Here is a 24,294-nt window from a genome sequence, read left to right on the forward strand (position 1 = left end):
CGACCGCGCGCGGCCGCGTCAGGGCACCGACGACGCCGTCAGGTCGTCCCACCGGACGGTCACCGCGCCGGTCGTCGTGGCACCGGACAGGTAGGTCGTCACCCGGACGCCGCCCGCCGCCTGGAGGGCTGCCGTCGAGTCCGTCGCGGTGTACTGCCACGCTGCGGGCTCGCTCGTGCCGTCGAGCCACGCGCGTGCCCGCAGCGTCGTCGGCCCGGTCCCGACGGCCTGCGTGCGCACGTGCAGCACGGCCCCCGGCGTCAGCGTCACGCCGGGCAGCGTCCCGCCCGCGAGCGCGGTGCCGCTGCGCACCAGGTGCAGCTGCACTCCCCCGCCGGCGAGCACCTTGATCCGCGCGGCGTAGTCCGCGGACCCGACGACCCGGCCGGACACCGCCGCGTACAGGGTGTTGTCCGGCACGGCGGACAGCGAGACGGTGGCCTGCGCGTCCGTCGAGGTGGACGACACCCCGGCCAGGGTGCCGGTGAGCGTCGCGCCCGGTGCGACCTGCAGGACACCCGCCCCGCCGGCGACCGAGAACGCGGCGGTGCCGCCGCCGAGGGTCCACGTGCCGCCGGTGTCCGCCGGGCCCCAGCTCCGGGTCGCCGTGCGGGAGAACGTGTCGGCGGCGAGCACGTTCGTCGGGGGCGGCGCGGTGACGGTGACGGTGCGGGTCGCGGTCCCGGTGGCGCCGTCGTCGTCCGTCACCGTCAGCGTGACCGTGTACGTGCCGGCCGCCGCATAGGCGTGGGTCGCGGTGGTGCCGGTCGCCGTGCCGCCGTCGCCGAACGTCCACGACCGCGCCACGACGGTGCCGTCGGGGTCGGCGGACCCGGTGGAGTCGACCGCGACCGACAGGCCGGTGGCGGTCGCGGTGAGCGTCGCCACGGGCGGCTGGTTCACGGGGGGCGGCGGGGGTGCCGACCCGATCGTCGTGGCCAGGACGTCGTCGTAGGAGGCCGTGACCGCGCCGCCCGTCGTGCCGCCGCTGACGTACGTGGAGATCCGGACGCCGCCCGGGACCTGCAGCGCGGCCGTGGCGTCCGTGGCGGTGGCGAACCAGGTCGTGGGCTCGGGAGCGCCGTCGGGCCAGGCGCGCACCCGGACGGCCGTTGGCGCGGTGCCCTGCACCTGGACCCGGACGTGCAGCCGCTGCCCTCCCGTCAGGACGAGCCCGGGCAGCGTGCCGCCCGCGAGCACGGTGCCGGACCGCTCGGCGTGCAGCTGGACGGCGCCGCCGGGAAGCACCTTGAGCCGCGCCCCGTACTCCGTCGAGCCGACGAGCCGGCCCGCGACCGTGGCGTACAGCGCGGCGTCGGGGACGCGGTCGAGCGCGACGGTCGTGGTGAGGTCCGTGGCCGTCGACGCGACGGTCGTGAGGTTCGCCGTCACCGTGCCGCCGGGCAGCGGCGCCTGACGCCCGGCACCGGCGGCCACCGTGAACCGCGCGGTCCCGCCGGTGAGCGTCCACGTGCCACCGGTGTCGGCCGCGCCCCACGCGCCGGTGAGCGTGCGGGTGAACGTGTCCGCCGCGAGCGGGGGCGGCGGCGGGGGCGGTGCCGTGCCGCCCATGTCGTACGGCAGGACGAACGCGCTGTCGTCGTCGGTCTCGAACCGGCCGAGCGTCGGCGAGTAGGTCACGGCGGTGATCTGGTCGGAGGCCGGGTCGAACGTGTAGTACCGCAGCCACCCGTCGCCGCCGTGCGCCCGTCCCTGGTAGTCGCTGAGGACGGCGTGCACGGGCTGCCCGCAGGAGTTGGTGTCCGTGCGGCGGGCCTCGGACTCGTCCCCCGAGTAGAAGTGCCCGTTGACGACGAGGAAGATCGAGCAGCTCGTGGAGACGAGCTCGTCCCACAGGTCCTGGCCGCTGTTGCCGCCGTCGGCGCGCAGCACCTGGGTGCTGAGCGCGCCCGTGACGTCGACGTAGGAGTGGGTGACGAGGATCGCGCGCCGCTGCGGGTAGGCCGCGAGCACCCGGCGGGCCCACGCGAGCGCGGCGTCGGGCGGGTTGTACTCGAGGTTGAGCACCAGGAAGTCGAGACCGGACGCGCTGAACAGGGCGTAGCTGTCGAGGTTCTGCCGGTCGACGCCGTCAGGCCCGAACTGGTCCTGGCCGAGATACCCGCCGTACGACGCAGCCGGCGTGTTCCACGACGCGCCCGCGTACCGGCTCGGCGGGAAGAACTGCTGGTAGAGCGGTGCGGCACCGGTCGTGAGGTCCATGTCGTGGTTGCCGGGGACGACCGTGTTCGGGACACCCGCGGCGTCGAGGACGGCGAGGTGGTCGGACGCGCGCTGCCACTGCAGGGTGGACGTCTCGACGCCGACGATGTCGCCGAGCCCGGCGACGAACGCGAGGTTCAGGTCGGCGCGGTGGTCGACGATCCACTGGGTCTGCGCGGCCATGACCGGGTCGTTCGCGGTCGTGCTGACGTAGTTCTGGGTGTCGGGGACGACGAGGAACGTGAAGGGCGCCGGGTCGTCGGCGGCCGCGGGCGCGGGCGGGGTGCCCACGACGAGCGCAGCGAACGCGAGCGCGAGCGCGGCAGACAGGGCGGGGCGGGGGCGTGGTGACATCGTCGTCTCCTCGGGACGTCCCCAGTGGACCCCTCCGGACAAACCCTGTCAATCACCCACAAACGTGACCTCGGCTTCGCTAGGTACTTGTCATTGCCTACTAGCTGGTCATACCGTACCCATATGTCCGATCCCCAGCTCCTCAAGGGCGTCCTGCCCATGCTCGTCCTGGCGGTGCTGACCGAGCGCGAGTCCTACGGGTACGAGCTCGTCACCCGCCTGCAGGACGCGGGCCTCGACGACATGTCCGCGGGCACGGTCTACCCCGTGCTCAACCGGCTCGAGCGCGACGGCCTCGTCGCCAGCCGGCTCGTCGCTTCCAGCGCGGGACCCGCCCGCAAGTACTACGTCCCGACGCCCGACGGCACGGCGGAGCTGGCCCGTGCCACGCAGGCGTGGGCGACCCTCAGCCGCACCGCCGCCACCCTGCTCGCCCGAGCCGGCACCGGTACCGGCACCGACCTCCCCACCACCCCACGCGCCGAGGAGGCGTCATGACCGCCACGCTGCCCCGCCTGTCACCGCGCGACCGGTTCGTCCGCGAGCGCTACCTGCTGCGCTTCTCGTGGGCGATGCAGGACTACCCGAAGAACCGCCGCATCGTGCGCGAGCTGCGCACCGAGCTGACGGCCACGGCCGCGGAGGTGGGCATGACGCGCGCCGTCGCCGACCTCGGGCATCCCCGCGTGCTCGCCGAGGAGTACGTCGCCGAGCTGGGCCGCCGCCTGCCACGGTGGGGCACCGGTGCGGTCTGGGGCGCGCTCGCGGCATCGACGCTGGTCTGGCTCAGCTGGGCGTACGCCGCCGGCACGCTCGACACCCTCGCGGCCATGGGCGGCGGCACCGTCGAGCACACGGCGTTCGGTGCCACCACCACGTACACGTACACCGCGGACACGGTCTCCGTCGGCACGGTCGCGACGTGGCGGCTGGCGCTCGTCTACCTCGTCGTGTTCCTGGTGCCCTACCTGGTCGGTGCCCGGGTCTGGCGCACGTGGCGCCGTCCGGAGCGCGCCCGCGACGCCGTCCCCGCGTGACCGGTCGGTCCAGCTAGACGAGCACCTGCGTGAGCGGCATCGACGAGTCGACCGGGAGGTCGAGCGACGACGGCGGCAGCCCGCGCCGCACCACGGCCGACCCGAGGGCGGCGATCATGGCGCCGTTGTCCGTGCAGTACCGGATGGGCGGGATCCGCAGCTCGATACCGGCCTCGGCGCAGCGCTTCGCGGCCATGTCGCGCAGCTGGGAGTTGGCGGAGAACCCGCCACCCACGACGAGCGTCGACACGTCGTGCCGCCGGCACGCCGCGATCGTCTTGGCGGTGAGCACGTCGGCGACGGCCTCGGCGAACGACGCGGCGACGTCGTTCAGCGGGATCTCGCGACCGGCGTCCTGCTGCGTCTCGACCCAGCGGGCGACCGCCGTCTTGAGGCCCGAGAACGAGAAGTTCGCCGCGTGGTCGGCCTGGTCCTTGGGGGCCGTGAGGCCGCGGGGGAACCGGATCGCGTGCGGGTCGCCGTCGCGGGCGAGCCGGTCGATGTGCGGGCCGCCCGGGTACGGCAGGCCGAGCAGGCGGCCCACCTTGTCGAATGCCTCCCCCGCGGCGTCGTCGAGCGTCGAGCCGAGCTCGGTGACGTTCACGGTGTCGTCGATCAGCAGCAGCGACGAGTGCCCGCCGGACACCACGAGGGCCATGACACGCTCGGGGAACGGCCCGTCGACGAGCTCGTCGACGACCGCGTGCCCGATGACGTGGTTGACGCCGTAGAGGGGCTTGCCGAGCCCGAGGGCCAGCGCCTTGGCCGCGGACGCGCCGACCGTGAGCGGGCCGACGAGCCCCGGCCCCGCGGTGACGGCGATCGCGTCGACCTCGCCGAGCGAGACGTCGGCGGTGGCGAGCGCGCGCTCGATGGTCGGGACCATCGCCTCGAGGTGGGCGCGGGACGCGATCTCGGGGATGATGCCGCCGAACCGCGCGTGCTCGTCGACGGAGCTCGCGACGGCGTCGACCAGCAGGTCGTGGCCGCGGACGAGCGCGACGCCCGTCTCGTCGCACGAGGTCTCGATGCCGAGGACGAGGGGGTCTGCCATGCCGTCCAGGATAGGTGGGGAGGCCGAGTGACCAGCGTCACGCCCGCTCCCCGGAATCTCCGGGGGTAGTTGACGCTTCAACGACACATGACCACTGACGTGACTGTCCTCGACGGGCTCGACTTCCCGCTCCCCGGCCTCGCCGTCTCCGACGACGTCGCCGACCTGCTGTTCCGGGAGGCCCGCACCGTCGGCGCCTTCACCCAGGACGACGTGACCGACGAGCAGATCGCCGCCGTCTACGACCTCGTCCGGTGGGGTCCGACGGCGATGAACACGATCCCCCTGCGCCTGCTCGTCGTGCGCACCCCCGAGGCCCGCGCCCGTCTCGCGGCCCTCATGCCCGAGGGCAACCGCGAGCGCGTGCTCGCCGCCCCCGTGACGCTCGTGCTCGCCGCCGACCCCGGCTTCCACAAGCACCTGCCGGTGCTCGCGCCGCACATGGCCTCCTACGCGGACGTCCTCGAGCCGCAGGCCGACACGCGCGACCAGATGGCCCGCACCAACGCCCTCATCCAGGCCGGCTACCTCATCGTCGGGCTGCGCGCCGCGGGCCTCGACGCCGGCCCGATGGCCGGTGGCGACACCCAGGGCATCGACGCCGAGTTCTTCGCGGAGACCGGCTGGAAGTCGCTGTTCGTCGTCAACGTCGGCCGCCGCGAGGGCGCCGGCACGCACCGCCCGCGCGCGGAGCGGCTCACGTTCGCCGACACGTCGCTGACCGTCTGACCGTCCGACGGCCACGAGGGCCGCGACCCACCCGGGTCGCGGCCCTCGCGCATGTCAGCGACCCGTCGCCACCGGACGGTCCGGGTCGTTCGACCACTGCGACCACGACCCCGGGTACAGCGCGGCCTCGACCCCCACGGCCGCGAGCGCCGCGACCTGGTGCGCGGCCGTCACGCCCGACCCGCAGTACACCGCGACCGGGCCCGTGACGTCCCGGAACCGGGCGCGCAGCGCGTCGTCCGGCAGGAACGACCCGTCCGGTGCGAGGTTGCCCGCCGTCGGCACGCTCAGCGCACCCGGGATGTGGCCCGCCTGCGGGTCGACGGGCTCGACCTCCCCCGCGTAGCGCTCGGCCGCCCGCGCGTCGAGCAGGTCCCCCTCCCAGGCGGCGGCCTCGTCCGCGGTCACCGTCGGGAGCGCGCCGGGGACGAGGACGACGTCGCCCGGCTCGGCGAGCACGTCACCGGCCTCGACGCCCAGGCCGGCCGCGACCCAGCCGTCCAGGCCGCCGTCGAGCAGCCGCACGTCCGGCACGCCCGCCCAGCGCAGCAGCCACCACGCGCGGGCGGCGGACATCCCGCCGACGCCGTCGTACACGACGACCGCCCGGTCGTCACGCACGCCCCACCGCCGGGCCGCGGCCTCGAGGTCGCCGACGTCCGGCAGCGGGTGCCTCCCCTCGGCCGGGCTCGGCGGCGCGGCGAGCTCCGTCTCCAGGTCCACGAACACCGCCCCCGGCACGTGCGCCGCGAGGTACAGCTCGTGACCGTCGGTCCGGCCGAGCGCCCACCGCACGTCGAGCACCAGGGGCGGCTCGTCGCCCGCGAGCGCCGCCGCCAGCGTCGCTGCGTCCACCAGCACGTCGGACCTCGTCGTCATCCTCTGTCCCCCTCGTCGGCACGCTGGTCGGCACGCTGGTCGGCACGCTGGCCGGCACGCTGGTCGGCACCGTCGCGGCGCAGGTCGAGCCGCATCGTCCACGCGTCGGCGTTCTCCGGCTGGTAGTACCCGCGTCGCAGGCCCATCCGCTCGAAGCCGACGCTCTCGTACAGGTGCAGGGCGGGCTCGTTGTCGACCCGCACCTCGAGCAGCACCGCCCCCGCGCCGAGGGTCCGGGCCCGGTCGAGCAGCTCGCCGAGCAGCCGCCGGCCGACGCCGCGGCGCTGGTGGGCGACGTCCGTGCCGATCGTCATGACCTGGGCGTCGAACCCGTCGAACCACAGCCCGGCGTACCCGACGAGCTCGCCCGTGTCCCCGTCCAGCGCCCCGACGTACCAGCGCCCGGGCCCGGACAGCTCCTCGACGATCGACTCGCGCGACCACGCGCCCGCACCGAACAGCTCGCCCTCCATCCGGACGACCGCCGGCACGTCCAACGGGCACAGCGACCGGACGACGAGGCTCGTCATCCGAGGACGCGCTTCCCGCCGGCCGAGGGCACCGCGTCGGGGCGGCGCAGGTAGAGGGGCTCGGTGTCGAGGACCTGGCCCGCTGCCGCGCGCGCCAGCGCGAGCCGGGCGAGCTCGGCGGGGTCCACGTCGAGGTCGAGCGCCCCGTCCGCCGCGAGCGCCGGGTACAGCGCGGCACCGCGCCCCACGACGAGCGCACCACCGGTCCTCGGGTCCGCGGCGACGTCGGCCGGCGACGCGACCTCGGGGGCGACGACGACCTGGACGTCGCCCGGGCCGTGCACCCGGTACAGCGCCCAGTACACCTCGCGGCGGCGCGCGTCCGTCGCGACGAGCACGTCCGCGCCCGCCGGGAGGGTGCGGGACGCCGTCGCCGCCACCGCGTCGAGGCTCGGCACGCCGTGCACGGGGATGCCGAGGGCCAGGCCGAGCGTGCGGGCCGTGACCAGGCCGACGCGCAGGCCGGTGAACGGCGCGGGGCCGGTGCCGACGACGACCGCCGTCAGCGCGGCCCGGTCGACACCCGCCTCGGCCAGCGCCGCCTCGACCATCGGGGCGAGCAGCTCGGCGTGGTGGCGGGGCTGGTCGTCGGACCGGGCGGCGAGCACGGTGCCGTCGTCGCCGAGCACGGCGACCGCCACGGACGACGAGGTGTCGAGTGCGAGGACGGGCATCGGGTCAGCCTCCTGCCAGGTCGGGGTCGAGGTCGGGGTCGAGGTCGGGATCGGGCAGCACCACGCCCGCCCACCGGTCTCCGACGGCCCGGACGGTCACGGTCCGCTCCCCCGCGGCGGCGTCCAGCGCGTCGTGCTCGGACGGGTCGTGCCCGGAGGGGTCGTGGTCGCCGCGCGGCCGCTGCAGGGTGACCTCCAGCCGGTCCGACGTGAGCGCCTCGACCCACCCCTCGCCCCACTCGACGACCGTCACGGCCTCGTCGAGGCTCGAGTCGAGGTCGAGCGCGTCGACCTCGTCGAGCGACCCGAGCCGGTACGCGTCGACGTGCACCAGGGCCGGCCCGCGCGAGCCGTCCTCGCGGGGCAGCGGCGGGTGCTCGCGCGCGATGATGAACGTCGGCGAGGCGACCTGGCCGCGGACGTGCAAGCCCGCGCCGATGCCCTGCGTGAGGGTCGTCTTGCCCGCCCCGAGGTCACCGGTCAGCACCACGAGGTCACCGGCGCGTAGCACCCCGGCGAGCGCGCGACCGAACGAGCGCGTCGCGTCGGCGTCGGGCAGACGGACCACGAGCCCGGAGGTCAGGTCGCTCACCGGACCGCCTCGGTGGCCTCGGTGACGGCGGCGGTGAGCAGCGTGGCCTCGGTGTCCACGTGCACGCGCGGCACCCGCGCGCCGATGCGGGTGACGATCTCGTACGCGATCGTGCCGGCCGCCTCGGCCCAGTCCTGCGCCGTGGGACCGCCGTCGGCGCCGGTGCCGAACAGCTCGACACGGTCGCCCGCGCGGTCCGTGGCACCAGGGCCGAGGTCGAGGACGACCTGGTCCATGCACACCCGCCCCGTGACGCCGACCGTCCGGCCGCCGACACGCACCGGACCACCGGGACGGTCCTGCGTGCCGGACGCGTGCCGCGGGACGCCGTCCGCGTACCCGAGGGGCACCACGCCGAGCACCGTCTCCTGCGGCGTGACGTACTGGTGCGCGTACGAGACCCCGTGCCCGGCGGGGACCGGCTTGACGGTCGCCAGCTCGGCCTCGAGCGTCATCGCGGGCACGAGCCCGAACTCCTGCGGCCCGCCGACCTGCGGCACGGGCGAGATGCCGTACACGGCGATGCCGGGGCGCACGAGGTCGTAGTGCACCGCCGGGTCCGTGAGGGTCGCGGCCGAGTTGGCCAGGTGCCGGACCTCCAGGTGGGCGCCGGCCTGCTCCACGCGGCGCACCGCGTCGGCGAACACCACGGCCTGCGTCCGGACGGTGGGGTGCGCCGGCTCGTCCGCGAACGCCAGGTGCGACCACACCCCGACGAGCTCGACGGCGCCCTCGGCCTGCGCGGCGAGGGCCGCGGGAAGGAGCTCGTCGAGCTGGGCCGGGGTCAGGCCGTTGCGGCCCAGGCCCGTGTCGACCTTGAGGTGCACGCGGGCGGCACGGCCGGCGGCGCGGGCGGCGGCGGTGACCTCGTCGAGCGCCCACGGGGCGCTCACCGACACGTCGACGTCCGCCTCCACGGCCTCGCGCAGCGGCGCGCCCGGCGCGTACAGCCACGTGAGGACGCGGGGGCCGACGACGCCGGCACGACGCAGCTCGAGGGCCTCGGGGACCTGCGCCACGCCGAGCCACCCGGCCCCGCCGTCGACGGCGGCACGGGCGCACGGCACGAGACCGTGCCCGTACGCGTCGGCCTTGACGACGGCCATGACCTGCGCGGTCAGCGCGTGCGCTGCCAGCGCGCGCACGTTGCCGCGGACGGCCGCGAGATCGACGACGGCTCGGGCGGGGTACTCGCTCACGGCGCCCAGTGTCGCACCCCGGCTCAGGCCGACGGCCCGGACGGTCGCATCCCGGCCGACCACGACCTCAGCGCGACGCCGGCGGACCTCCGCGCGACGTCAGCTCGGCCGCACGACGACGTCGGCCCGGCCGGCGGTCGCCGCGACGAGCACCGCGTTGCGCTCGTCGGGCCCGTGCGCCCACTCCCGTGCCGCGTCGGGGGCCTTGCCGAACGCCTCGTGCCGCGCGACGAGCCGCTGGAGGCGCACGGTGTCGTCGGGCGCCACGAACCAGCACTCGTCGAGCAGACCGGCGACGGGCTCGAAGCCCTGCTCGTCGAGCAGCAGGTAGTTCCCCTCGACGACGACCAGCGGCGCGTCGGGCGGCACCGCGATCGCCCCCGCCACGCCGTTGCGCAGGTCGCGGCGGTACTCGGGCGCGTACACGGTCTCGCCGGGCCGGGGGTCGCGGAGCCGCCGCAGGAGGGAGACGAACCCGGCGGCGTCGAACGTGTCGGGCGCCCCCTTGCGGTCGGCCCTGCCGAGCCGTTCCAGCTCCGTCTGCGCGAGGTGGAAGCCGTCCATCGGCACGACCACGACGTCCGGGTAGGCCGCGCCGACGTCCGCGGCGAGCGTGGTCTTGCCCGCGCCCGGCGACCCGGTGATGCCGAGGATCCGGCGACCGCCGGCCGCGAGGAGGTCGTCGAGCCGGCGCCGCAGGTCGGGCGCGAGCGTCACGGGTCCAGTCTTGAGGCCAGTCACGGGGCCAGTCACGGGTCCGGTCACGGGGCCAGTGTGCCCGCCTCCCGCAGCAGGTCCGCGATCGTGCCCGGCAGCGCGTCGGCGACCGCGGCCGCGTCGACCGGTCCGCCCGGGTTCGCCCGGTGCGCCGCACGGCCGTGCACGAGCGCGGCCGTGGCCGCGAGCGCCGCGACCAGGCTCGCGTCGTCGTGCAGGTCGTCGACCCGCCCGGCGAGCAGGGCGCCGAGGATGCCCGCGAGCACGTCGCCCGCGCCCGCGGTCGCCAGCCAGGCCGGCGCGTCCGCCTGCGCGTACGCCGCGCCGCCACGACCGGCCACCACGGTGACCCCGCCCTTGAGCAGCACCGTGGCACCGGTGCGCTCGTGCGCCAGCCGCGCCCACCGCAGCGGCTCGGCCTCGACGCCGGCCCGGTCCACGTCCGCGCCGAGCCTCGTGAGCAGCCGGGCGAGCTCGCCCGCGTGCGGCGTGAGGACGACGTGGGGTCCGACGTGGCGGGGCAGCAGCTCGAGCGCGCCCGCGTCCACCACGGCGGCCTCGCCGCGCTGCAGCACGCCCTCGAACGCGAACTCGATCCGCCGGCGCTGGCCCGCGTCGTCGGGCGACACCCCGGGCCCGAACACCCAGGACTGCACCCTGCCCGGCCCCACGACCACCTCGGGCCGGTGCGCGACCACGGTCTCGCCGACGTCGCCGAGGTAGCGCACCATGCCGGCACCGCTGCGCACCGCCGCGGTGGTGGCGAGCACGGCCGCACCCGGGTACGACCGGGTGCCGGCGACCACGCCGACGACGCCGCGGGTGTACTTGTGCGACGCGGCGACCGGCACGGGCCACAGCGCCGCGGCGTCGGGCACCTCCAGCCGGACCACGTGCGGCCTGGCCCCCTCCGGGAGACCGCCCAGCCCGATGTCGACGACCTCGACCCGCCCCACGGAGCGGGCTGCGGGCGGCAGGAGGAGGCCCGGCTTGGCCGCCCCGAACGTGACCGTGAGGTCCGCGTCGAGCACGGGGCCCGACCGCGTGCCGTCGTCCACACCGATCCCCGACGGCACGTCGACCGCCACGACGAACGGGCGGTCCGGCAGCGCCCCGACGGCCGAGACGAGCGCACCGGCGACCCCGCCGACGCCGCCGCCGCGCGCCCCGATCCCGAGCACGCCGTCGAGCACCACGTCCGCGCGGGCGGCCAGCGCGGCCGCCTCGTCGACGGGGACGCGCCGGACGTCCGGACCTTCGGGGTCCGCCACCGTCACCACCCGGCCGCCCGCCGCCCGCACCGCCGCGAGGCCCGCCGCATGCACCCGCGCCGACGTCGTCACCGCCCACACCTCGACGCCGCGCCCCGCCAGCAGGGCCCCCGCGTGCAGCGCGTCGCCGCCGTTGTTCCCACCGCCGGCCAGCACCACCGCGCGGGCCCCGCCGACGCGTCCGCGCCGCTCCCGCAGCACCCCGGCGACGTGCACCGCCAGCGCGAACGACGCCCGCTCCATGAGCGGGACCCCGGCCGCCAGCAGCGGCTCCTCCAGCGCCCGGACCTGGTCCGACGTCCATGCGACCCTCACGAGGCTCATCCTCGCGGTTGCGCCGGTAACGTGCCTGGCATGCGATTCGGACTCTTCATCCCGCAGGGCTGGCGGCAGGACCTCACCGGCATCGAGACGCGCGACCACTGGGCCGTAATGAACGGTCTCGCGCAGCACGCCGACCAGGGCGAGACCTTCGACTCGATCTGGGTGTACGACCACTTCCACGCGGTGCCTGAGCCGAACGGCGAGGCCACGCACGAGGCGTGGAGCCTCATCAACGCCTTCGCGGCGACGACGTCACGCGTGAAGCTCGGGCAGATGTGCACGTGCATGGCGTACCGCAACCCCGCGTACCTGGCGAAGGTCGCCGCGACGGCCGACGTCATCTCCGGCGGCCGCGTGCAGATGGGCATCGGCGCCGGCTGGTACGAGCACGAGTGGCGGGCATACGGCTACGGCTTCCCGCGCGCCGGCGAGCGCATCGCGATGCTCGACGAGGGCGTGCAGATCTTCAAGCAGCTCTGGACGAACGGCGTCGCGACGCTCGACGGCGAGCACTACCAGGTGGACGGCGCACAGCTGTCACCGCTCCCCCTGCAGGTGGACGGTCCCCCGCTGTGGGTCGCCGGCGGCGGCGAGAAGAAGACCCTGCGCATCGCCGCCGAGCACGCGCAGTACACGAACTTCGACGGCTCCCTCGACGGCTTCGCGCGCAAGTCGGAGGTCCTGCGCGGCCACTGCGAGGCGATCGGCCGCCCGTTCGAGGAGATCACGCGGTCCGCCAACTACAACGTGGTCATCGGCGAGACTCAGGCCGACGTGGACGACAAGGCCGCGTGGGTCGAGGAGCACCTCTCCCTGACCGTGCCGAACAAGGCCGCCGAGGTCGCCGAGGAGTTCCGCCGGGGCACGCTCGTCGGGACGCCCGAGCAGCTCGTCGACAAGCTCACGGCGCTCGAGGCGCTCGGCATGACGTACGCGATCACGTACTTCCTCGACGCCGCGTACGACCGGTCGAGCATCGAGCTGTTCGAGCGCGAGGTCGTCGCCGCCCTGCGGTGAGCGTGCGCGGTTCAAGTGGCCGGGCCTGGATGTCGATGCTCGACCCGTGAGCACGTGGAGCGGCACCCCGCACCCCGGCACCGGGCAGGGAGGCGCGCCGGGCACCGCGCAGCACCCCGGCACGGTCCCCCAGGGCGCCGCCCTGCCCCTGGAGCACGACGAGGTCCTCGCGTCCTGGTGGTGGTGGACGGACGCGGCCCGCGCCGCCGACGAGCCCACCCTCGCCCTCGCGCTCGACGACCGCCGTCCCGCCGGACCATGGTCCGGGCCCGACCCGGCCGTGCCGGACGTGCTGCGCGCCCGCGACCTCCTGCTCGTCGGCCGCCTCGACGAGGCCGACGTCACCCTCGACCGCGCCGCCCGGGCGGCCTCGCCGACCGGCGACGTCGCCTACCCGCAGCTCGTGCTCAGCGCGGTGCGGGCCGCGCGCCGCGACGACCAGTCGTGGTCCGCGCTCCTCGGGTCGGCCGCGTCACGCTGGCCGGCGGCGACGGTGGCCCCGCTGGTCGCCGCGGCGGCGGACGCCCGCGGCGACCGGGACACGGCCGACCGCGCTCGGGTGGCCGCCGGGCCGGAGCGCTCCACCGGGGAGTCCTTCGTGCGGACGGCCGTCGCGGCGCTCGCGGCCCGGCCCGCGAAGGACGCCGCAAGGCTCGGCGCGCTCGTCGCGGCCTGGGCCGACCGCACGCTGCGGCGGCGGGCCGAGCCCGACGTGGCGACCGCGCTCGTGATCGCCGACGCGCTCGCCGCCCGCGGCGACCGCGCGGGGGCGCGCCTCCTGCTGCACGCGGTGGACGTCCGTGTGCCGGCGAACGCCGACGTGCGCGCCGCCGCCAAGCGCCTCACGCCGTCCCTGCTCCGGTACTGGGTGGCGGGTGCGTGCGCCGCGGCCGTCCTGGCCGCGACGGCGCTCGTCGCAGCGATGCACGGGGATGCCCAGCTCATGCGGTTCGTCGCGCCGGCCGCCGCGTTCGGCTTCCTCGCGCTGGTGCGGGCGCCGGGTCTGACGCGCACCGAGACGTCCGTCTGGCGCGAGCTGCGCACCAGGGTCTACGACGAGGACAAGGGGGGGACCACGTCGCGCGAGTCGCAGTCGGCCGGGTGGTACATGCTCGCGGTCATCGCGGGCGGGACCGTCGCCGTCGTGGTGGACCTGACCGTCGTCGCGAGCGTGGGCCGTGCCCTGAGCGGGGATGCCGCGTGGGCGACGTCGGGGGCGACGCTCGGTGTGTTCGTCGTCGTCGGGGCGCTCGGCGTGGTGGCCGGCGCGCTCGGCGCACGCGCCGCGGTCCGTGCCGGCCTCCGCCGCCGCCGCGACCGTCGGGCCGCCGCCGAGGCGCTCGCCCGGTCGCAGGCGGGCTCCACGTGCCGGTGCACGACGGACCGCTGGGTCGCGGACCCCCTCGCCTCCGACTACGCCGCGTTCCACCTGGTCACGTGGACGGGCGTCGCCGCGCCCGTGCCAGGTGGCACGCTGCAGCGGTGCCCCCGCACGGGGACGCTGTGGCTGACCGGGCCGGTCGGTGCAGGCGGGCGGACGCTCGCGCTGAGCGGACGGCCGCCCGGCCCGGCGGTGCCGCAGCCGTACCGCGGCTGACCCGTCAGCCGTTCCGGCTCGGGCGGACCATGATCGTTCCCCCCGGCTCGCCGAACCCGTACCCGCTGTACAGCCCGTGCGCGTCCGCGGTGGCGAGCACCCACCGGAACCGGGCGCCGGGGCCGTCGTCGACCATCGTCGAGACGATGCGCCTGCCCAGCCCGTGGCCGCGGTGCGCCGGGTCGACGATCACGTCCGCGAGGTAGGCGAAGTCCACGCCGTCCGAGACGGCCCGGGCGAACCCGACGGTCGCACCCGTCGCGTCGTCCCACACGCCGACGACCCGCCAGGACGCGTCGATCTGTCGATCGAGGTGCTCGCGCTCGCGCCACCGGCCCCAGTACGCCTCGGTCGAGAGCAGCCGCCAGACGGCATCCCGGTCGACGCGGTCCCGGTCGTCGCTCACGGTGTACGTCATCGATCAGTCCCGTTCCGCGACGACGACCGCGGAGGCGATCCCCGCGTCGTGCGAGATCGACAGGTGGAACCGGCTGACCCCGAGCTCGGTCGCCCGCGCGAGCACGGTGCCGACGACCTCGATCTCGGGCTGCGCCCCGGAGATCCGACGGACGGTCGCGTCCTGCCAGCTCATCCCCGGGGGTGCGCCCAACGCCTTCGCGATGGCCTCCTTGGCGGCGAACCGCGCGGCGAGCGACGTCTCCGGCATCTCGCGCTCCTCCGGGGTGAACAGCTTGTCCCGCAACGCCGGCACCCGGTGCAGGGTCGCGACGAAGCGGGCGACGTCGACGACGTCGATGCCGACGCCGACGATCACGCGCGGGTCCGGCGCGTCACTCGACGGTGACGGACTTGGCCAGGTTGCGCGGCTGGTCCACGTCGAGCCCCTTGGCGGTCGCCAGCTCGCACGCGAACACCTGCAGCGGCACCACGGCGAGCAGCGGCGCGAGCAGCGTCGGCGACTTCGGCACGTAGAACACCTCGTCCGCGAACGGCCGCACGGCCTCGTCGCCGTCCTCCGCGATCACCAGCGTGCGCGCACCGCGGGCACGGATCTCCTGGATGTTGGAGACGACCTTCGAGTGCAGCGAGTCACGACCGCGCGGCGACGGCACGATGACGAACACGGGCTGCCCGGGCTCGATGAGCGCGATCGGCCCGTGCTTGAGCTCGCCCGCCGCGAACCCCTCGGCGTGGATGTACGCGAGCTCCTTGAGCTTGAGCGCGCCCTCCATCGCGACGGGGAACCCGACGTGCCGGCCGAGGAACAGCACCGACTGCGTGTCGGCCATCCACCGGGCGATCTCGCGCACCCGCCCGGCGCGGTCGAGGACCTGCTGGATCTTGTCGGGCATCGCACGGAGCTCGTCGAGGATCGCGGTGACCTCGTCGGCGAACATGTTCCCGCGCAGCTGCGCGAGGTACAGGCCGAGCAGGTAGGCGGCCGTGATCTGCGCGAGGAACGCCTTCGTCGACGCGACGGCGATCTCCGGACCGGCGTGCGTGTAGAGGACGGCGTCCGCCTCGCGCGGGATCGTCGAGCCGTGCGTGTTGACGATCGCGAGCACCTTCGCGCCCTGCTCGCGCGCGTGCCGCACCGCCATGAGCGTGTCCATCGTCTCGCCGGACTGCGACACAGCGACCACGAGGGTCCGCTCGTTGACGACCGGGTCGCGGTAGCGGAACTCGTGCGCGAGCTCCACCTCGACCGGGACGCGGCACCAGTGCTCGATGGCGTACTTGGCGACCTGCCCGGCGTACGCGGCGGTGCCGCACGCGATGACGACGATCTTGTCGACGGACCGCAGCACCGACTCGTCGATGCGGACCTCGTCGAGCACCAGGCGGCCCTGGGCGTCCGTGCGGCCCAGCAGCGTGTCCGCGACGGCGTGCGGCTGGTCGTGGATCTCCTTGTCCATGAAGGACCTGAAGCCGCCCTTCTCGGCGGCGGCCGCGTCCCAGTCCACCGTGTACGCCCGCGCCTGCGCCGGTGCGCCGTCGAAGTCGGTGACCTCGACGGAGGTCGGCGTGATCGTGACGACCTGGTCCTGGCCGAGCTCGAGCGCCGAGCGCGTGTGCGCGATGAACGCGGACACGTCCGACCCGAGGAAGTTCTCGCCGTCGCCGATCCCGACGACGAGCGGCGAGTCGTGCCGGGCGCCCACCACGACGTCGGGCGCGTCGGCGTGCACGGCGAGCAGCGTGAACGTGCCGTGCAGCGTCCGCGCGACCTGCGCCATGGCGGTCGTGAGGTCCTTCGTCTCGTCGTACGCGCGCGAGATCAGCTGCGCGGCGACCTCGGTGTCCGTCTCCGAGGCGAACTCCACCCCCTGCGCCACGAGGCCGGCCTTGAGCGCCGCGAAGTTCTCGACGATGCCGTTGTGGATGACCGCGAGCCGACCCGCCACGTGGGGGTGCGCGTTGACGTCCGTCGGGCCGCCGTGGGTCGCCCAGCGGGTGTGCCCGATCGCGGCGGTCGCGGCAGGCAGCGGGTGGAGGTCGAGCTCCTCGACGAGGTTGGCCAGCTTGCCGGCCTTCTTGGCGGTCGCGAGGCCGCCGCCCGGGGTGACGAGCGCGACACCGGCCGAGTCGTACCCGCGGTACTCGAGCCTCCGCAGGCCCTCGATCGCCACCTCGAGAGGACGGTCGCTGGGCACACTGCTACCGACGTAGCCGACGATTCCACACATGGCGGGGAGTCTACCGGGCACGCTCGGGCGGCCCGCCGGTCGCCGCCGCGGGCGTGATCATCGGCCGGGCCGGCGGATCACGAGGGTCGCGGTCGCGAGCACGTGACCCTCGACGAGGGCTCCGAGCTCGTCGAGGTCCGTCCGTGCGGTCCCGGCGACCGGGGTGTCGAGCGCGTAGAGCGTCAGCGTGTAGTCGACGCCGCCGCGGCACGGGCCCACGTACTGCCCCGCCCCGGCCAGGCTCGTGCCGACGACGCCGGTGGTGAGGTGGCCGCCCTCGGCCTGGTCGAGGTGCGCGGCGTCGGCGGGGATGCCGGTGACGACCCACGACACGTGGCTGGGCGCGACGGTGTTCGTCATCGTGAGCGCGTACGACCGGGTGCCGGCCGGTCCGCCGGCCCAGTCGAGGCTCGGCGAGCGGTTCGGTCCGGAGCAGTACGTGCCCACCGCGCCGACGCCCCAGTCGGGCACGGCACCGCGGGCGTCGACGTCGGGGCTCGTGAGCACGAGGGCCGAGGCCCCCGGCTCGGGCGTGGGCGCGACGGTGGCGGTGGGGGTCGACGGCGGCGCGACGTCGCCGCTCCCGCGTGCGGCGGCCCCGCAGGCGGCGAGCGCGAGCAGCACCACCCCGGCGACCGCGGGGCGGACGTCGACCACGAGGGCGCGGCGGGGGGAGGTCCGGGGCATGGCGGTCACCTTCGGTCTCGACGGGTGTGTGCGGGCGCAGCGCCCCGGGGCCATCCGCCCGGGGGTCGACGCACCCGGTTCAGGACGCGCCTGGGCTGGCATTACGTTGTTATGCGCATAACGTAGTGATGTGCCTTCCGCGTCGTCAACCGTCCCGTCCCCGAGCGCCCTGCGCCGCCGCATCCTCACCGAGGCCTCGGCGATCGTCGCCGACCAGGGCGTCGACGCGCTCACCGTGCGGCTCGTCGCCGGCCGGTCCGGGTGCTCCACGATCGGCGTCTACACGCACTTCGGCGACAAGGCCGGGCTCGTCGAGGCCGTCCTCCTCGACGCGTGGGACGGCTTCGACGCCACCGTCTCCGCGTCCGACGACGAGCCCGACCCCGTCGAACGGCTCGTCCGCGCCGCCCACGCCTACCGCACGTGGGCCCTGGACCACCGCACCCTCTACGTCGTCATGTTCACGCCCGTCGTCCCGGGGATGGTCGGACGTCCCGCCGTCCAGGCGCGCGGCACCGCCTCGCTCGCGGCCCACCGGTCCCGCATCGACCGTGCGCTCGCCACGGGCGCCCTGCGCGCCGACGACCCCGACACGCTCGCCACCGCCACCTGGACGCAGGTGCACGGCTGGGTCATGGCCGACCTGCTCGGTGCGCTCCCGCTGACACCGGCCGCCACCTCGGCGGCCGACGACGCCGTCCGCCCCCAGTTCGAGACGAGCGTGCGCGCGCTGCTCACCGGCTTCCGGGCCTGACGCCCGCGCCGCCTGCACCGGCCCTGCGGGACCGGCGGACGACCGCGTGCACGGCCCCGTGCGCCGTGCCGGCCGCGACGTCCGGCACAATCGTCCCGTGCCACCGTCGCTCACCCCGGCCACGCCGTACGTCGACCTGGACCGCGACGCGTGGACCCGGCTGTCGGCCTCCACGCCGCTGCCCCTCACCGATGCCGACGTCGAGCGCCTCGCCGGCCTCGGCGACCCGATCGACCTCGCCGAGGTCGACGCGATCTACCGCCCGATCTCCCGGCTCCTCGACCTGCACATCGAGGCGACCCGGGCGCTGCACGCCGCGTCCAGCACGTTCCTGCGCGAGGACGTCGGCGGCACGCCGTTCGTCATCGGCGTCGCCGGGTCGGTCGCCGTGGGCAAGTCCACCACCGCGCGCCTGCTGCGCGAGCTCCTCGCCCGGTGGCCCGCCACCCCCCGCGTCCAGCTCATCACCACCGACGGCTTCCTCTACCCGAACGCCGAGCTCGAGCGGCGAGGGCTGATGGAGCGCAAGGGCTTCCCCGAGTCGTACGACCGCCGGGCCCTGCTCCGGTTCGTGTCCAAGGTCAAGGCCGGCCGCCCCGAGGTCCGCGCCCCGGTGTACGACCACCTCACGTACGACATCGTCCCGGGACGCGAGACGGTCGTGAACCGGCCCGACGTGCTCATCGTCGAGGGCCTCAACGTGCTGCAGCCCGCCCGGCCGACCGCGGAGGGCTCGTCGAACCTCGCCGTGAGCGACTTCTTCGACTTCTCGATCTACGTCGACGCCCGCACGTCGGACGTGCGCCAGTGGTACGTCGACCGGTTCCTCACCCTGCGGGAGACGGCGTTCGCCAAGCCGGAGTCGTTCTTCCACCGGTACGCGTCGCTCTCGGACGACGAGGCCGTCGAACGCGCCGAGCAGATCTGGGACTCCATCAACGCCCCGAACCTCGAGCAGAACATCCTGCCGACGCGCAGCCGCGCGACCCTCGTGCTCACCAAGGGGCCCGACCACTCGGTCGAGCGGGTCCGGCTCCGCAAGCTCTGAGCGGTCAGCTCCGGGGCGTGCCCCGCGGCACGAGCAGCTCCACCGGGTAGTCGGTGCTGTCCGTGCCGTCGAGCGCCGCCAGCGTGTCACGGACCTCCTGCGTCGGGGCGCCGCACGGGTCGACCGGGACCAGCGGCCGCACCGCCCGTCCGAGCGCGTCGACCAGCCACACGACGGTCCGGGTCGGCCCCTCGCCGCCGCACGTCCCCGCGGGCTCCGTGCGGTTCCGGTCGATCAGCGCCAGCAGCGGGCCCAGGTCACCCTCGAGCCGCGCCTGCGTGACTGCCGCCCACGTGCCGGACGCGTCCCGCAGCCGCTCGCCCGTGGTGCACGTGACGACGCTCTCGGGCATGAAGTCGTCGGGGATCCGGCCCGCCGCGGGGACGTCGGGGTGCGCGGTGCGCCGCACCTTGCCGTCCGTCGACGCGGGGACGAGCTCGAGCGCCGAGAGGACCTGCGGGGCGAGGCAGTCGGCCTGCGACGCGACGCGGGCGACGGGTGTGGTCGGCTCGGGGCTCCCCGCGCACCCGGCGAGCAGTGCCGGACCGAGCACGAGCACGGGCAGGAGCACGGGCACGGCGACGGCGCGGCCGGACCGACCGCCCCCTGCCCGTGCACGTGCCGTCATCGCCGCCCCCTGTGTCGTCGAACCGCACGACGACGCAACCCCCTCGGGGCCGGCGCGGGTGCGGGAGTGCCGACACCGACGTCGACCCGCTCCGAGAATAGGCACGCTCCGGGCGAGTCACCCCCGCTGTGACCGGATCGTTAGGCCGCGGGCTCCGATCGTGAGCGCTCTGTGACCTCCCGGTCCAGGCTCGTGGGAGGCACCGGGGTCAGGTCCCCCACCGCCCGCGGCCCCGCCGGCGGCACGTCCCCGTGCCGGGGGCCACGCCCCCGCAGCCGGTCCAGCGTCACACGCCCGTGGCGGAGCACCCAGTCCACGAGCATGCCGATGAGGAAGCCGCCCACGACACCGACGGCGATCGCGACCCACGGGTGACCGCCCAGCCACGCACCGGCCCCGACACCGATCGCCGTGGAGTACAGCGCCCACGTCACCGCGGCCAGCGCCGTGAGGCCCACGAACCGCCGACGCGGGTACTGCAGCGTGCCCGCCGTCATGTTCACGGCGACGCGACCCACGGGGATGTACCGCGCGGCGATGATGAACGACGGCCCGCGCTCCGCCAGCGCACGCCCGGCCCAGTCGAGGGCGGCTCGTCCGCGTGGACCGCGCATGAACCGCAGCTCGCGGACCTTGACCATGCGGCCGATCTGGTACGCGATCTGGTCCCCCGTGAACGCCCCCGCCGCGGCGACGAGCATCACGAGCGCGAGGTTCGGCGCGCCCGTCGACATCGCGAGCGTCGCCATCGCGATGACCACGGACTCGCTCGGCACGGGCGGGAAGAAGCCGTCGACCGCCGCGAACAGGTAGAGCACGACGAAGACCCACGGGGAGCCGGCGAGCGCGAGGGCCCAGGCCTCCAGCACGTGTCATCAGCTCCTGCGGTCGGGGGGCGCACCGGTGCGGCGCCGTCCCTCCACCGTAGGTTCCCGACCACCCCCGCGACATCGGGGGAACCCCCGGATCACCCCTGGGGCGACCCCCACCCCGACTCGGGGGCGCTCACGGCTCGAGCGGGAACCGCAGGGCCTTCGCAGCCCCCTCCGGGCGCGGCTCGCTGGCCCAGCGGTAGCCGAGCTCGTTCGACGCGGCGAGCGAGCGCAGCTCGGCACGGTCGACGTACAGCGTCCCGCCCAGGTGGTCGGTCTCGTGCTGGACGATCCGCGCCGACCAGCCCGTGACGACCTCGTCGAGCGGGCGTGCCGTCTCGTCGTACCCGACGAGGTGGACCCTGCGGGCGCGGGCGACGACCGCCTGGTAGCCGGTCACGCTCAGGCACCCCTCGTAGAACGAGACGCGCTCCCCGTCGACGGGCGTGTAACGCGGGTTGACGAGCACCCGGAACGACAGCGGCGCATGCTCCCGTGCCGCGGCGGCCTCGGAGTCGCCCAGTCCCGCGTCCTCGAGCACCGCGAGTGCGACGGGCAGACCGAGCTGCGGCGCCGCGAGCCCGACGCCCGGCGCCGCGTGCATCGTCCTGCGCATGAGCGCGACGAGCGCGGCGAGCTCGTCGGCGGCGAGCTGCCCGTCGTACGGGACCGCGACCGCCCGCAGCGCCGGGTGACCGGCCTGGACGATCGTGGCCGTGCCCGTCGGGCCCGCGTCCTCGAGCAGCCGCAGGACGACGTCACGCAGTGCCACGTCCCGCTGCCGGGCCGCGTCGGTCCCGTCGGTCACAGGGCGAGTCGCGCCGCGACGACGTCGGCGAGGTCGCGCGCGACACGGTCCGCGTCCGCCTGCGTGGCGGCCTCGACCATCACGCGGACGAGGTCCTCGGTGCCGGACGAGCGCAGCAGCACGCGGCCCGTCTCGCCGAGCGACGCCTCCGCGGCCTGCACCGCCTCGAGCAGCGGGCCGTCCTGGTCCGCCCGCGTCTTGTCCACGCCCGGGACGTTCACGAGCGTCTGCGGCAGGCGCTGCACCACGCCCGCGAGCCGCTCGAGCGACTCCCCCGTCGTCGCGACCCGCGCGGCGAGCTGCAGCGCCGTGAGGATGCCGTCGCCGGTGGTGGCGTGCTCGGCCATGATGATGTGGCCCGACTGCTCGCCGCCCAGCGAGTACCCGCCGGAACGCATCGCCTCGAGCACGTACCGGTCGCCCACCGAGGTGACGAGCGTCCGGATCCCCGCGGCGGTCATCGCCAGCCGCAGCCCGAGGTTGCTCATCACGGTCGCGACGAGCGTGTCGTGGGCGAGCCGCCCCGAGTCGCGCAGCGTGAGGGCGAGCACGCCCATGATCTGGTCACCGTCGACGAGCCGGCCGGTCGCGTCGACCGCGAGGCAGCGGTCCGCGTCGCCGTCGAACGCGACGCCGAGGTCGGCCTCCGAGGCGACGACCGCCGCCTGGAGCTGCTCGGGGTGCGTCGAGCCGCACTTCTCGTTGATGTTCCGCCCGTCGGGCGACGCGTTGATGACGACCACGTCGGCCCCGGCCTCCCGCAGCGCGGCCGGACCGACCTCGCTCGCGGCGCCGTTTGCGCAGTCGACCGCGATGCGCAGGCCGTCCAGCCGCGCGCCGATCGTCGACACGAGGTGCTGCACGTACAGGTCGCCGGCGCCGCCGGTGTCGAGGCGGATCCGACCGACGTCGCCGCCGAGCGGCCGGTCCCAGTCCTCCGTCAGCCGCGCCTCGATCGCGAGCTCGACGTCGTCGTCGAGCTTGTGCCCGCCGCGGGCCAGGAACTTGATGCCGTTGTCCGGCATCGGGTTGTGCGACGCGGACAGGACGACGCCGATGTCGACCCCGAGGTGCGCGGTGAGGTACGCGACCGCGGGGGTCGGCAGCACGCCCACGTTGTTCACGTCCACGCCCGCGGAGGCGAGCCCGGCGGCGACGGCCGCCGACAGGAACTCGCCCGAGATCCGCGAGTCACGGCCCACGACGGCGCGCGGCCGGTGCCCGGCGAACTCACCGCGGGCGCCGAGCACGTGCGCGGCGGCCACGGAGAGGTCGACGGCCAGCTCGGCGGTCACGTCACGGTTGGCGAGCCCTCGGACCCCGTCGGTCCCGAACAGTCGACCCATCACAGACTCCTTCGTCGTCGTGCACGTCCGAGCGCCGGTGCAGCGCGGCGCGTTCCGCAGATGCCGATGGCCCCGGCGGTCACGTGGACCGACGGGGCCATCGGAGAAGCGCGAAGGATCAGCGCTTCGAGTACTGCGGGGCCTTGCGGGCCTTCTTGAGACCGGCCTTCTTGCGCTCGACGACGCGGGCGTCACGAGTGAGGAAGCCGGCCTTCTTGAGGGCCGGACGGTTGTGCTCGGCGTCGATCGCGTTGAGCGCACGGGCGATGCCCAGGCGCAGCGCGCCGGCCTGGCCGGAGACGCCACCACCGGTGATGCGCGCGACGACGTCGAAGCGACCCTCGACGTCCACGAGCTTCAGCGGGGAGTTGACGAGCTGCTGGTGCACCTTGTTCGGGAAGTAGTCCTCGAGCGTGCGCCCGTTGACCTTCCACTGGCCGGTGCCGGGCACCAGGCGAACGCGGGCGATGGCCTCCTTGCGGCGGCCCAGGGCCTGGCCGGGGGCCGTGATGCTCTGACCGCGGCCCGTCGGGGCGACCGTCTCAGAGGTGTACGTCGTGGGCGTGTCGTCGCCCTCGAGGTCGATGTCGACCGTGGTCTCTGCCACTGGTGTCCTCGGTTCCTGTGTCTCTACGCGCGGCGGCCTCAGGCCTGCTGCGCGACCTGGGTGATCTCGAAGGGCTTCGGCTGCTGGGCGGCGTGCGGGTGCTCGCTGCCGGCATAGACCTTGAGCTTGGTGAGCTGCTGACGCGCGAGCGAGCTCTTGGGGAGCATGCCGCGGACGGCCTTCTCGATGGCGCGCTCGGGGTGCTTGTCCAGCAGGTCCGAGTACGCGGTGGCCCGCAGACCACCCGGGTAGCCGGAGTGGCGGTACGCGAGCTTGTTCTCGCGCTTGTTGCCGGTGAGGGCGATCTTCTCCGCGTTGATGACGATGACGAAGTCGCCACCGTCCACGTGCGGGGCAAAGGTCGCCTTGTGCTTGCCGCGCAGCAGCGTGGCCACGTGAGTGGCCAGGCGGCCCAGGACGACATCGGTCGCGTCGATGACGTACCAGTTCCGCTCGACGTCGCCGGGCTTCGGGGTGTACGTACGCACGGTCGTAGCCTTCGTTTCGTGTTGCGTGTCATGAGCGCCCGCACGCCTGGAAGAACATGGCGGCGAGCACCCGAGGATGGCTGTCGGAGCATCCCGTCCGGCGAGTGGGAAACGCACCGGGACGCCACCGCGGCAGCCAGGTGAGAAGCCCGGCGCGCGCGACAGGGGACGCACAACGAAGCAACAGACTACCTGGCGCCCGGAGACGGGG

26 protein-coding genes are annotated in these 24,294 nt (G+C 75.0%); 7 read left to right on the forward strand and 19 right to left on the reverse strand.

Features of this window, described 5'->3' with window-relative positions:
- Positions 1-18: 18 nt before the first annotated feature.
- Positions 19-2,577, reverse strand: a complete 2,559-nt coding sequence (locus Cch01nite_RS00840) for a PKD domain-containing protein (protein WP_203747364.1) — start codon at positions 2,575-2,577, stop codon at positions 19-21.
- A 123-nt stretch (positions 2,578-2,700) separates the two neighbouring features.
- Here Cch01nite_RS00840 and Cch01nite_RS00845 point away from each other — a divergent pair, with 123 nt between their 5' ends.
- Together Cch01nite_RS00845 and Cch01nite_RS00850 are read left to right on the forward strand one after the other, a co-directional pair.
- Positions 2,701-3,075 (forward strand): PadR family transcriptional regulator, encoded by a 375-nt coding sequence (locus tag Cch01nite_RS00845; RefSeq protein ID WP_203747367.1) that lies wholly within the window; start codon positions 2,701-2,703, stop codon positions 3,073-3,075.
- Positions 3,072-3,614, forward strand: coding sequence for a hypothetical protein (locus Cch01nite_RS00850; protein WP_203747370.1), 543 nt, complete (start codon positions 3,072-3,074; stop codon positions 3,612-3,614). The genes Cch01nite_RS00845 and Cch01nite_RS00850 overlap by 4 nt, the downstream gene beginning before the upstream one ends.
- A gap of 13 nt (positions 3,615-3,627) precedes the next feature.
- On the opposite strand, the gene tsaD is transcribed toward Cch01nite_RS00850, so the two are convergent.
- Positions 3,628-4,668, reverse strand: a complete 1,041-nt coding sequence (gene tsaD, locus Cch01nite_RS00855) for a tRNA (adenosine(37)-N6)-threonylcarbamoyltransferase complex transferase subunit TsaD (RefSeq protein ID WP_203747372.1) — start codon at positions 4,666-4,668, stop codon at positions 3,628-3,630.
- A gap of 87 nt (positions 4,669-4,755) precedes the next feature.
- Between tsaD and Cch01nite_RS00860 the strand changes: the two genes are divergently transcribed.
- The gene (locus tag Cch01nite_RS00860; protein WP_203747374.1) at positions 4,756-5,397 is read left to right on the forward strand and encodes a malonic semialdehyde reductase; all 642 of its coding nucleotides are present in this window, start codon (positions 4,756-4,758) and stop codon (positions 5,395-5,397) included.
- Positions 5,398-5,451: 54 nt separating this feature from the next.
- On the opposite strand, the gene Cch01nite_RS00865 is transcribed toward Cch01nite_RS00860, so the two are convergent.
- The 7 genes from Cch01nite_RS00865 to Cch01nite_RS00895 form a co-directional block, all read right to left on the reverse strand.
- Complete coding sequence (locus Cch01nite_RS00865; protein ID WP_203747376.1) at positions 5,452-6,276, reverse strand: sulfurtransferase; 825 nt, start codon at positions 6,274-6,276, stop codon at positions 5,452-5,454.
- Positions 6,273-6,806: a ribosomal protein S18-alanine N-acetyltransferase gene (rimI, locus tag Cch01nite_RS00870; RefSeq protein ID WP_203747378.1), complete on the reverse strand. Its 534-nt coding sequence runs from the start codon at positions 6,804-6,806 to the stop codon at positions 6,273-6,275. Before rimI ends, Cch01nite_RS00865 begins: the two co-directional genes overlap by 4 nt.
- Complete coding sequence (tsaB, locus tag Cch01nite_RS00875) at positions 6,803-7,480, reverse strand: tRNA (adenosine(37)-N6)-threonylcarbamoyltransferase complex dimerization subunit type 1 TsaB (protein ID WP_203747380.1); 678 nt, start codon at positions 7,478-7,480, stop codon at positions 6,803-6,805. The genes rimI and tsaB overlap by 4 nt, the downstream gene beginning before the upstream one ends.
- 4 nt (positions 7,481-7,484) lie before the next feature.
- Complete coding sequence (tsaE, locus tag Cch01nite_RS00880; protein ID WP_203747382.1) at positions 7,485-8,072, reverse strand: tRNA (adenosine(37)-N6)-threonylcarbamoyltransferase complex ATPase subunit type 1 TsaE; 588 nt, start codon at positions 8,070-8,072, stop codon at positions 7,485-7,487.
- A complete protein-coding gene (alr, locus tag Cch01nite_RS00885) occupies positions 8,069-9,271 on the reverse strand; it encodes an alanine racemase (RefSeq protein ID WP_373309753.1) in 1,203 nt (400 codons plus the stop codon). The genes tsaE and alr overlap by 4 nt, the downstream gene beginning before the upstream one ends.
- A 99-nt stretch (positions 9,272-9,370) precedes the next feature.
- On the reverse strand, positions 9,371-9,988 hold the full coding sequence (locus Cch01nite_RS00890; protein WP_203747385.1) for a nucleoside/nucleotide kinase family protein: 618 nt from the start codon (positions 9,986-9,988) through the stop codon (positions 9,371-9,373).
- Positions 9,989-10,032: 44 nt separating this feature from the next.
- Complete coding sequence (locus Cch01nite_RS00895) at positions 10,033-11,583, reverse strand: bifunctional ADP-dependent NAD(P)H-hydrate dehydratase/NAD(P)H-hydrate epimerase (protein ID WP_239069697.1); 1,551 nt, start codon at positions 11,581-11,583, stop codon at positions 10,033-10,035.
- Positions 11,584-11,613: 30 nt separating this feature from the next.
- On the opposite strand from Cch01nite_RS00895, the gene Cch01nite_RS00900 reads away from it, so the two are divergent.
- Complete coding sequence (locus Cch01nite_RS00900; protein WP_203747391.1) at positions 11,614-12,600, forward strand: LLM class F420-dependent oxidoreductase; 987 nt, start codon at positions 11,614-11,616, stop codon at positions 12,598-12,600.
- A gap of 46 nt (positions 12,601-12,646) precedes the next feature.
- Positions 12,647-14,197 (forward strand): hypothetical protein, encoded by a 1,551-nt coding sequence (locus tag Cch01nite_RS00905; protein ID WP_203747394.1) that lies wholly within the window; start codon positions 12,647-12,649, stop codon positions 14,195-14,197.
- Positions 14,198-14,201: 4 nt separating this feature from the next.
- Here the strand turns inward: Cch01nite_RS00905 and Cch01nite_RS00910 are convergent, their stop codons facing one another.
- The 4 genes from Cch01nite_RS00910 to Cch01nite_RS00925 are packed head-to-tail and all read right to left on the reverse strand — an operon-like array spanning position 14,202 to position 17,532.
- Positions 14,202-14,615: a GNAT family N-acetyltransferase gene (locus Cch01nite_RS00910; RefSeq protein WP_203747397.1), complete on the reverse strand. Its 414-nt coding sequence runs from the start codon at positions 14,613-14,615 to the stop codon at positions 14,202-14,204.
- A gap of 3 nt (positions 14,616-14,618) precedes the next feature.
- Entirely contained in the window at positions 14,619-14,972 is a 354-nt protein-coding gene (locus Cch01nite_RS00915; protein WP_203747400.1) for a holo-ACP synthase, read from the reverse strand.
- A 16-nt stretch (positions 14,973-14,988) separates the two neighbouring features.
- Complete coding sequence (glmS, locus tag Cch01nite_RS00920; protein WP_203747403.1) at positions 14,989-16,845, reverse strand: glutamine--fructose-6-phosphate transaminase (isomerizing); 1,857 nt, start codon at positions 16,843-16,845, stop codon at positions 14,989-14,991.
- Between the two features lie 57 nt (positions 16,846-16,902).
- Positions 16,903-17,532: a YbhB/YbcL family Raf kinase inhibitor-like protein gene (locus tag Cch01nite_RS00925; RefSeq protein WP_203747406.1), complete on the reverse strand. Its 630-nt coding sequence runs from the start codon at positions 17,530-17,532 to the stop codon at positions 16,903-16,905.
- A gap of 130 nt (positions 17,533-17,662) precedes the next feature.
- Between Cch01nite_RS00925 and Cch01nite_RS00930 the strand changes: the two genes are divergently transcribed.
- Together Cch01nite_RS00930 and coaA are read left to right on the forward strand one after the other, a co-directional pair.
- Positions 17,663-18,286: a TetR/AcrR family transcriptional regulator gene (locus Cch01nite_RS00930; protein ID WP_203747409.1), complete on the forward strand. Its 624-nt coding sequence runs from the start codon at positions 17,663-17,665 to the stop codon at positions 18,284-18,286.
- Positions 18,287-18,383: 97 nt separating this feature from the next.
- On the forward strand, positions 18,384-19,334 hold the full coding sequence (gene coaA / locus Cch01nite_RS00935) for a type I pantothenate kinase (RefSeq protein ID WP_203747412.1): 951 nt from the start codon (positions 18,384-18,386) through the stop codon (positions 19,332-19,334).
- Positions 19,335-19,338: 4 nt separating this feature from the next.
- Here the strand turns inward: coaA and Cch01nite_RS00940 are convergent, their stop codons facing one another.
- From Cch01nite_RS00940 to rplM, 6 genes are all read right to left on the reverse strand, one after another.
- Positions 19,339-19,962 carry a hypothetical protein gene (locus tag Cch01nite_RS00940; protein WP_203747415.1) on the reverse strand — a complete coding sequence of 208 codons (624 nt, stop codon included), beginning with the start codon at positions 19,960-19,962 and terminating at the stop codon, positions 19,339-19,341.
- Between the two features lie 140 nt (positions 19,963-20,102).
- Complete coding sequence (locus Cch01nite_RS00945) at positions 20,103-20,831, reverse strand: DedA family protein (protein WP_239069706.1); 729 nt, start codon at positions 20,829-20,831, stop codon at positions 20,103-20,105.
- Between the two features lie 136 nt (positions 20,832-20,967).
- Positions 20,968-21,642 carry a peptide deformylase gene (locus Cch01nite_RS00950; protein WP_203747416.1) on the reverse strand — a complete coding sequence of 225 codons (675 nt, stop codon included), beginning with the start codon at positions 21,640-21,642 and terminating at the stop codon, positions 20,968-20,970.
- A complete protein-coding gene (glmM, locus tag Cch01nite_RS00955) occupies positions 21,639-22,988 on the reverse strand; it encodes a phosphoglucosamine mutase (RefSeq protein ID WP_203747418.1) in 1,350 nt (449 codons plus the stop codon). Before glmM ends, Cch01nite_RS00950 begins: the two co-directional genes overlap by 4 nt.
- A gap of 118 nt (positions 22,989-23,106) precedes the next feature.
- A complete protein-coding gene (gene rpsI / locus Cch01nite_RS00960) occupies positions 23,107-23,595 on the reverse strand; it encodes a 30S ribosomal protein S9 (RefSeq protein ID WP_203747420.1) in 489 nt (162 codons plus the stop codon).
- Between the two features lie 38 nt (positions 23,596-23,633).
- Complete coding sequence (rplM, locus tag Cch01nite_RS00965) at positions 23,634-24,083, reverse strand: 50S ribosomal protein L13 (protein WP_203747422.1); 450 nt, start codon at positions 24,081-24,083, stop codon at positions 23,634-23,636.
- Positions 24,084-24,294: the final 211 nt, after the last annotated feature.

The organism is Cellulomonas chitinilytica, assembly GCF_016862675.1.
In the GTDB taxonomy this organism is placed as follows: domain Bacteria; phylum Actinomycetota; class Actinomycetes; order Actinomycetales; family Cellulomonadaceae; genus Cellulomonas; species Cellulomonas chitinilytica.

Bases quoted from the DNA above. Each gene is read 5' to 3' on its own strand.
- Cch01nite_RS00900 (WP_203747391.1), top strand. From the start codon at position 11,614: ATGCGATTCGGACTCTTCATCCCGCAGGGCTGGCGGCAGGACCTCACC.
- glmM (WP_203747418.1), bottom strand. From the start codon at position 22,988: ATGGGTCGACTGTTCGGGACCGACGGGGTCCGAGGGCTCGCCAACCGT.
- rimI (WP_203747378.1), bottom strand. From the start codon at position 6,806: ATGACGAGCCTCGTCGTCCGGTCGCTGTGCCCGTTGGACGTGCCGGCG.
- Cch01nite_RS00840 (WP_203747364.1), bottom strand. From the start codon at position 2,577: ATGTCACCACGCCCCCGCCCCGCCCTGTCTGCCGCGCTCGCGCTCGCG.
- Cch01nite_RS00895 (WP_239069697.1), bottom strand. From the start codon at position 11,583: ATGAGCCTCGTGAGGGTCGCATGGACGTCGGACCAGGTCCGGGCGCTG.
- Cch01nite_RS00925 (WP_203747406.1), bottom strand. From the start codon at position 17,532: ATGCCCCGGACCTCCCCCCGCCGCGCCCTCGTGGTCGACGTCCGCCCC.
- Cch01nite_RS00845 (WP_203747367.1), top strand. From the start codon at position 2,701: ATGTCCGATCCCCAGCTCCTCAAGGGCGTCCTGCCCATGCTCGTCCTG.
- Cch01nite_RS00940 (WP_203747415.1), bottom strand. From the start codon at position 19,962: ATGACGGCACGTGCACGGGCAGGGGGCGGTCGGTCCGGCCGCGCCGTC.
- tsaB (WP_203747380.1), bottom strand. From the start codon at position 7,480: ATGCCCGTCCTCGCACTCGACACCTCGTCGTCCGTGGCGGTCGCCGTG.
- Cch01nite_RS00850 (WP_203747370.1), top strand. From the start codon at position 3,072: ATGACCGCCACGCTGCCCCGCCTGTCACCGCGCGACCGGTTCGTCCGC.
- Cch01nite_RS00860 (WP_203747374.1), top strand. From the start codon at position 4,756: ATGACCACTGACGTGACTGTCCTCGACGGGCTCGACTTCCCGCTCCCC.
- tsaD (WP_203747372.1), bottom strand. From the start codon at position 4,668: ATGGCAGACCCCCTCGTCCTCGGCATCGAGACCTCGTGCGACGAGACG.
- glmS (WP_203747403.1), bottom strand. From the start codon at position 16,845: ATGTGTGGAATCGTCGGCTACGTCGGTAGCAGTGTGCCCAGCGACCGT.
- Cch01nite_RS00865 (WP_203747376.1), bottom strand. From the start codon at position 6,276: ATGACGACGAGGTCCGACGTGCTGGTGGACGCAGCGACGCTGGCGGCG.
- Cch01nite_RS00910 (WP_203747397.1), bottom strand. From the start codon at position 14,615: ATGACGTACACCGTGAGCGACGACCGGGACCGCGTCGACCGGGATGCC.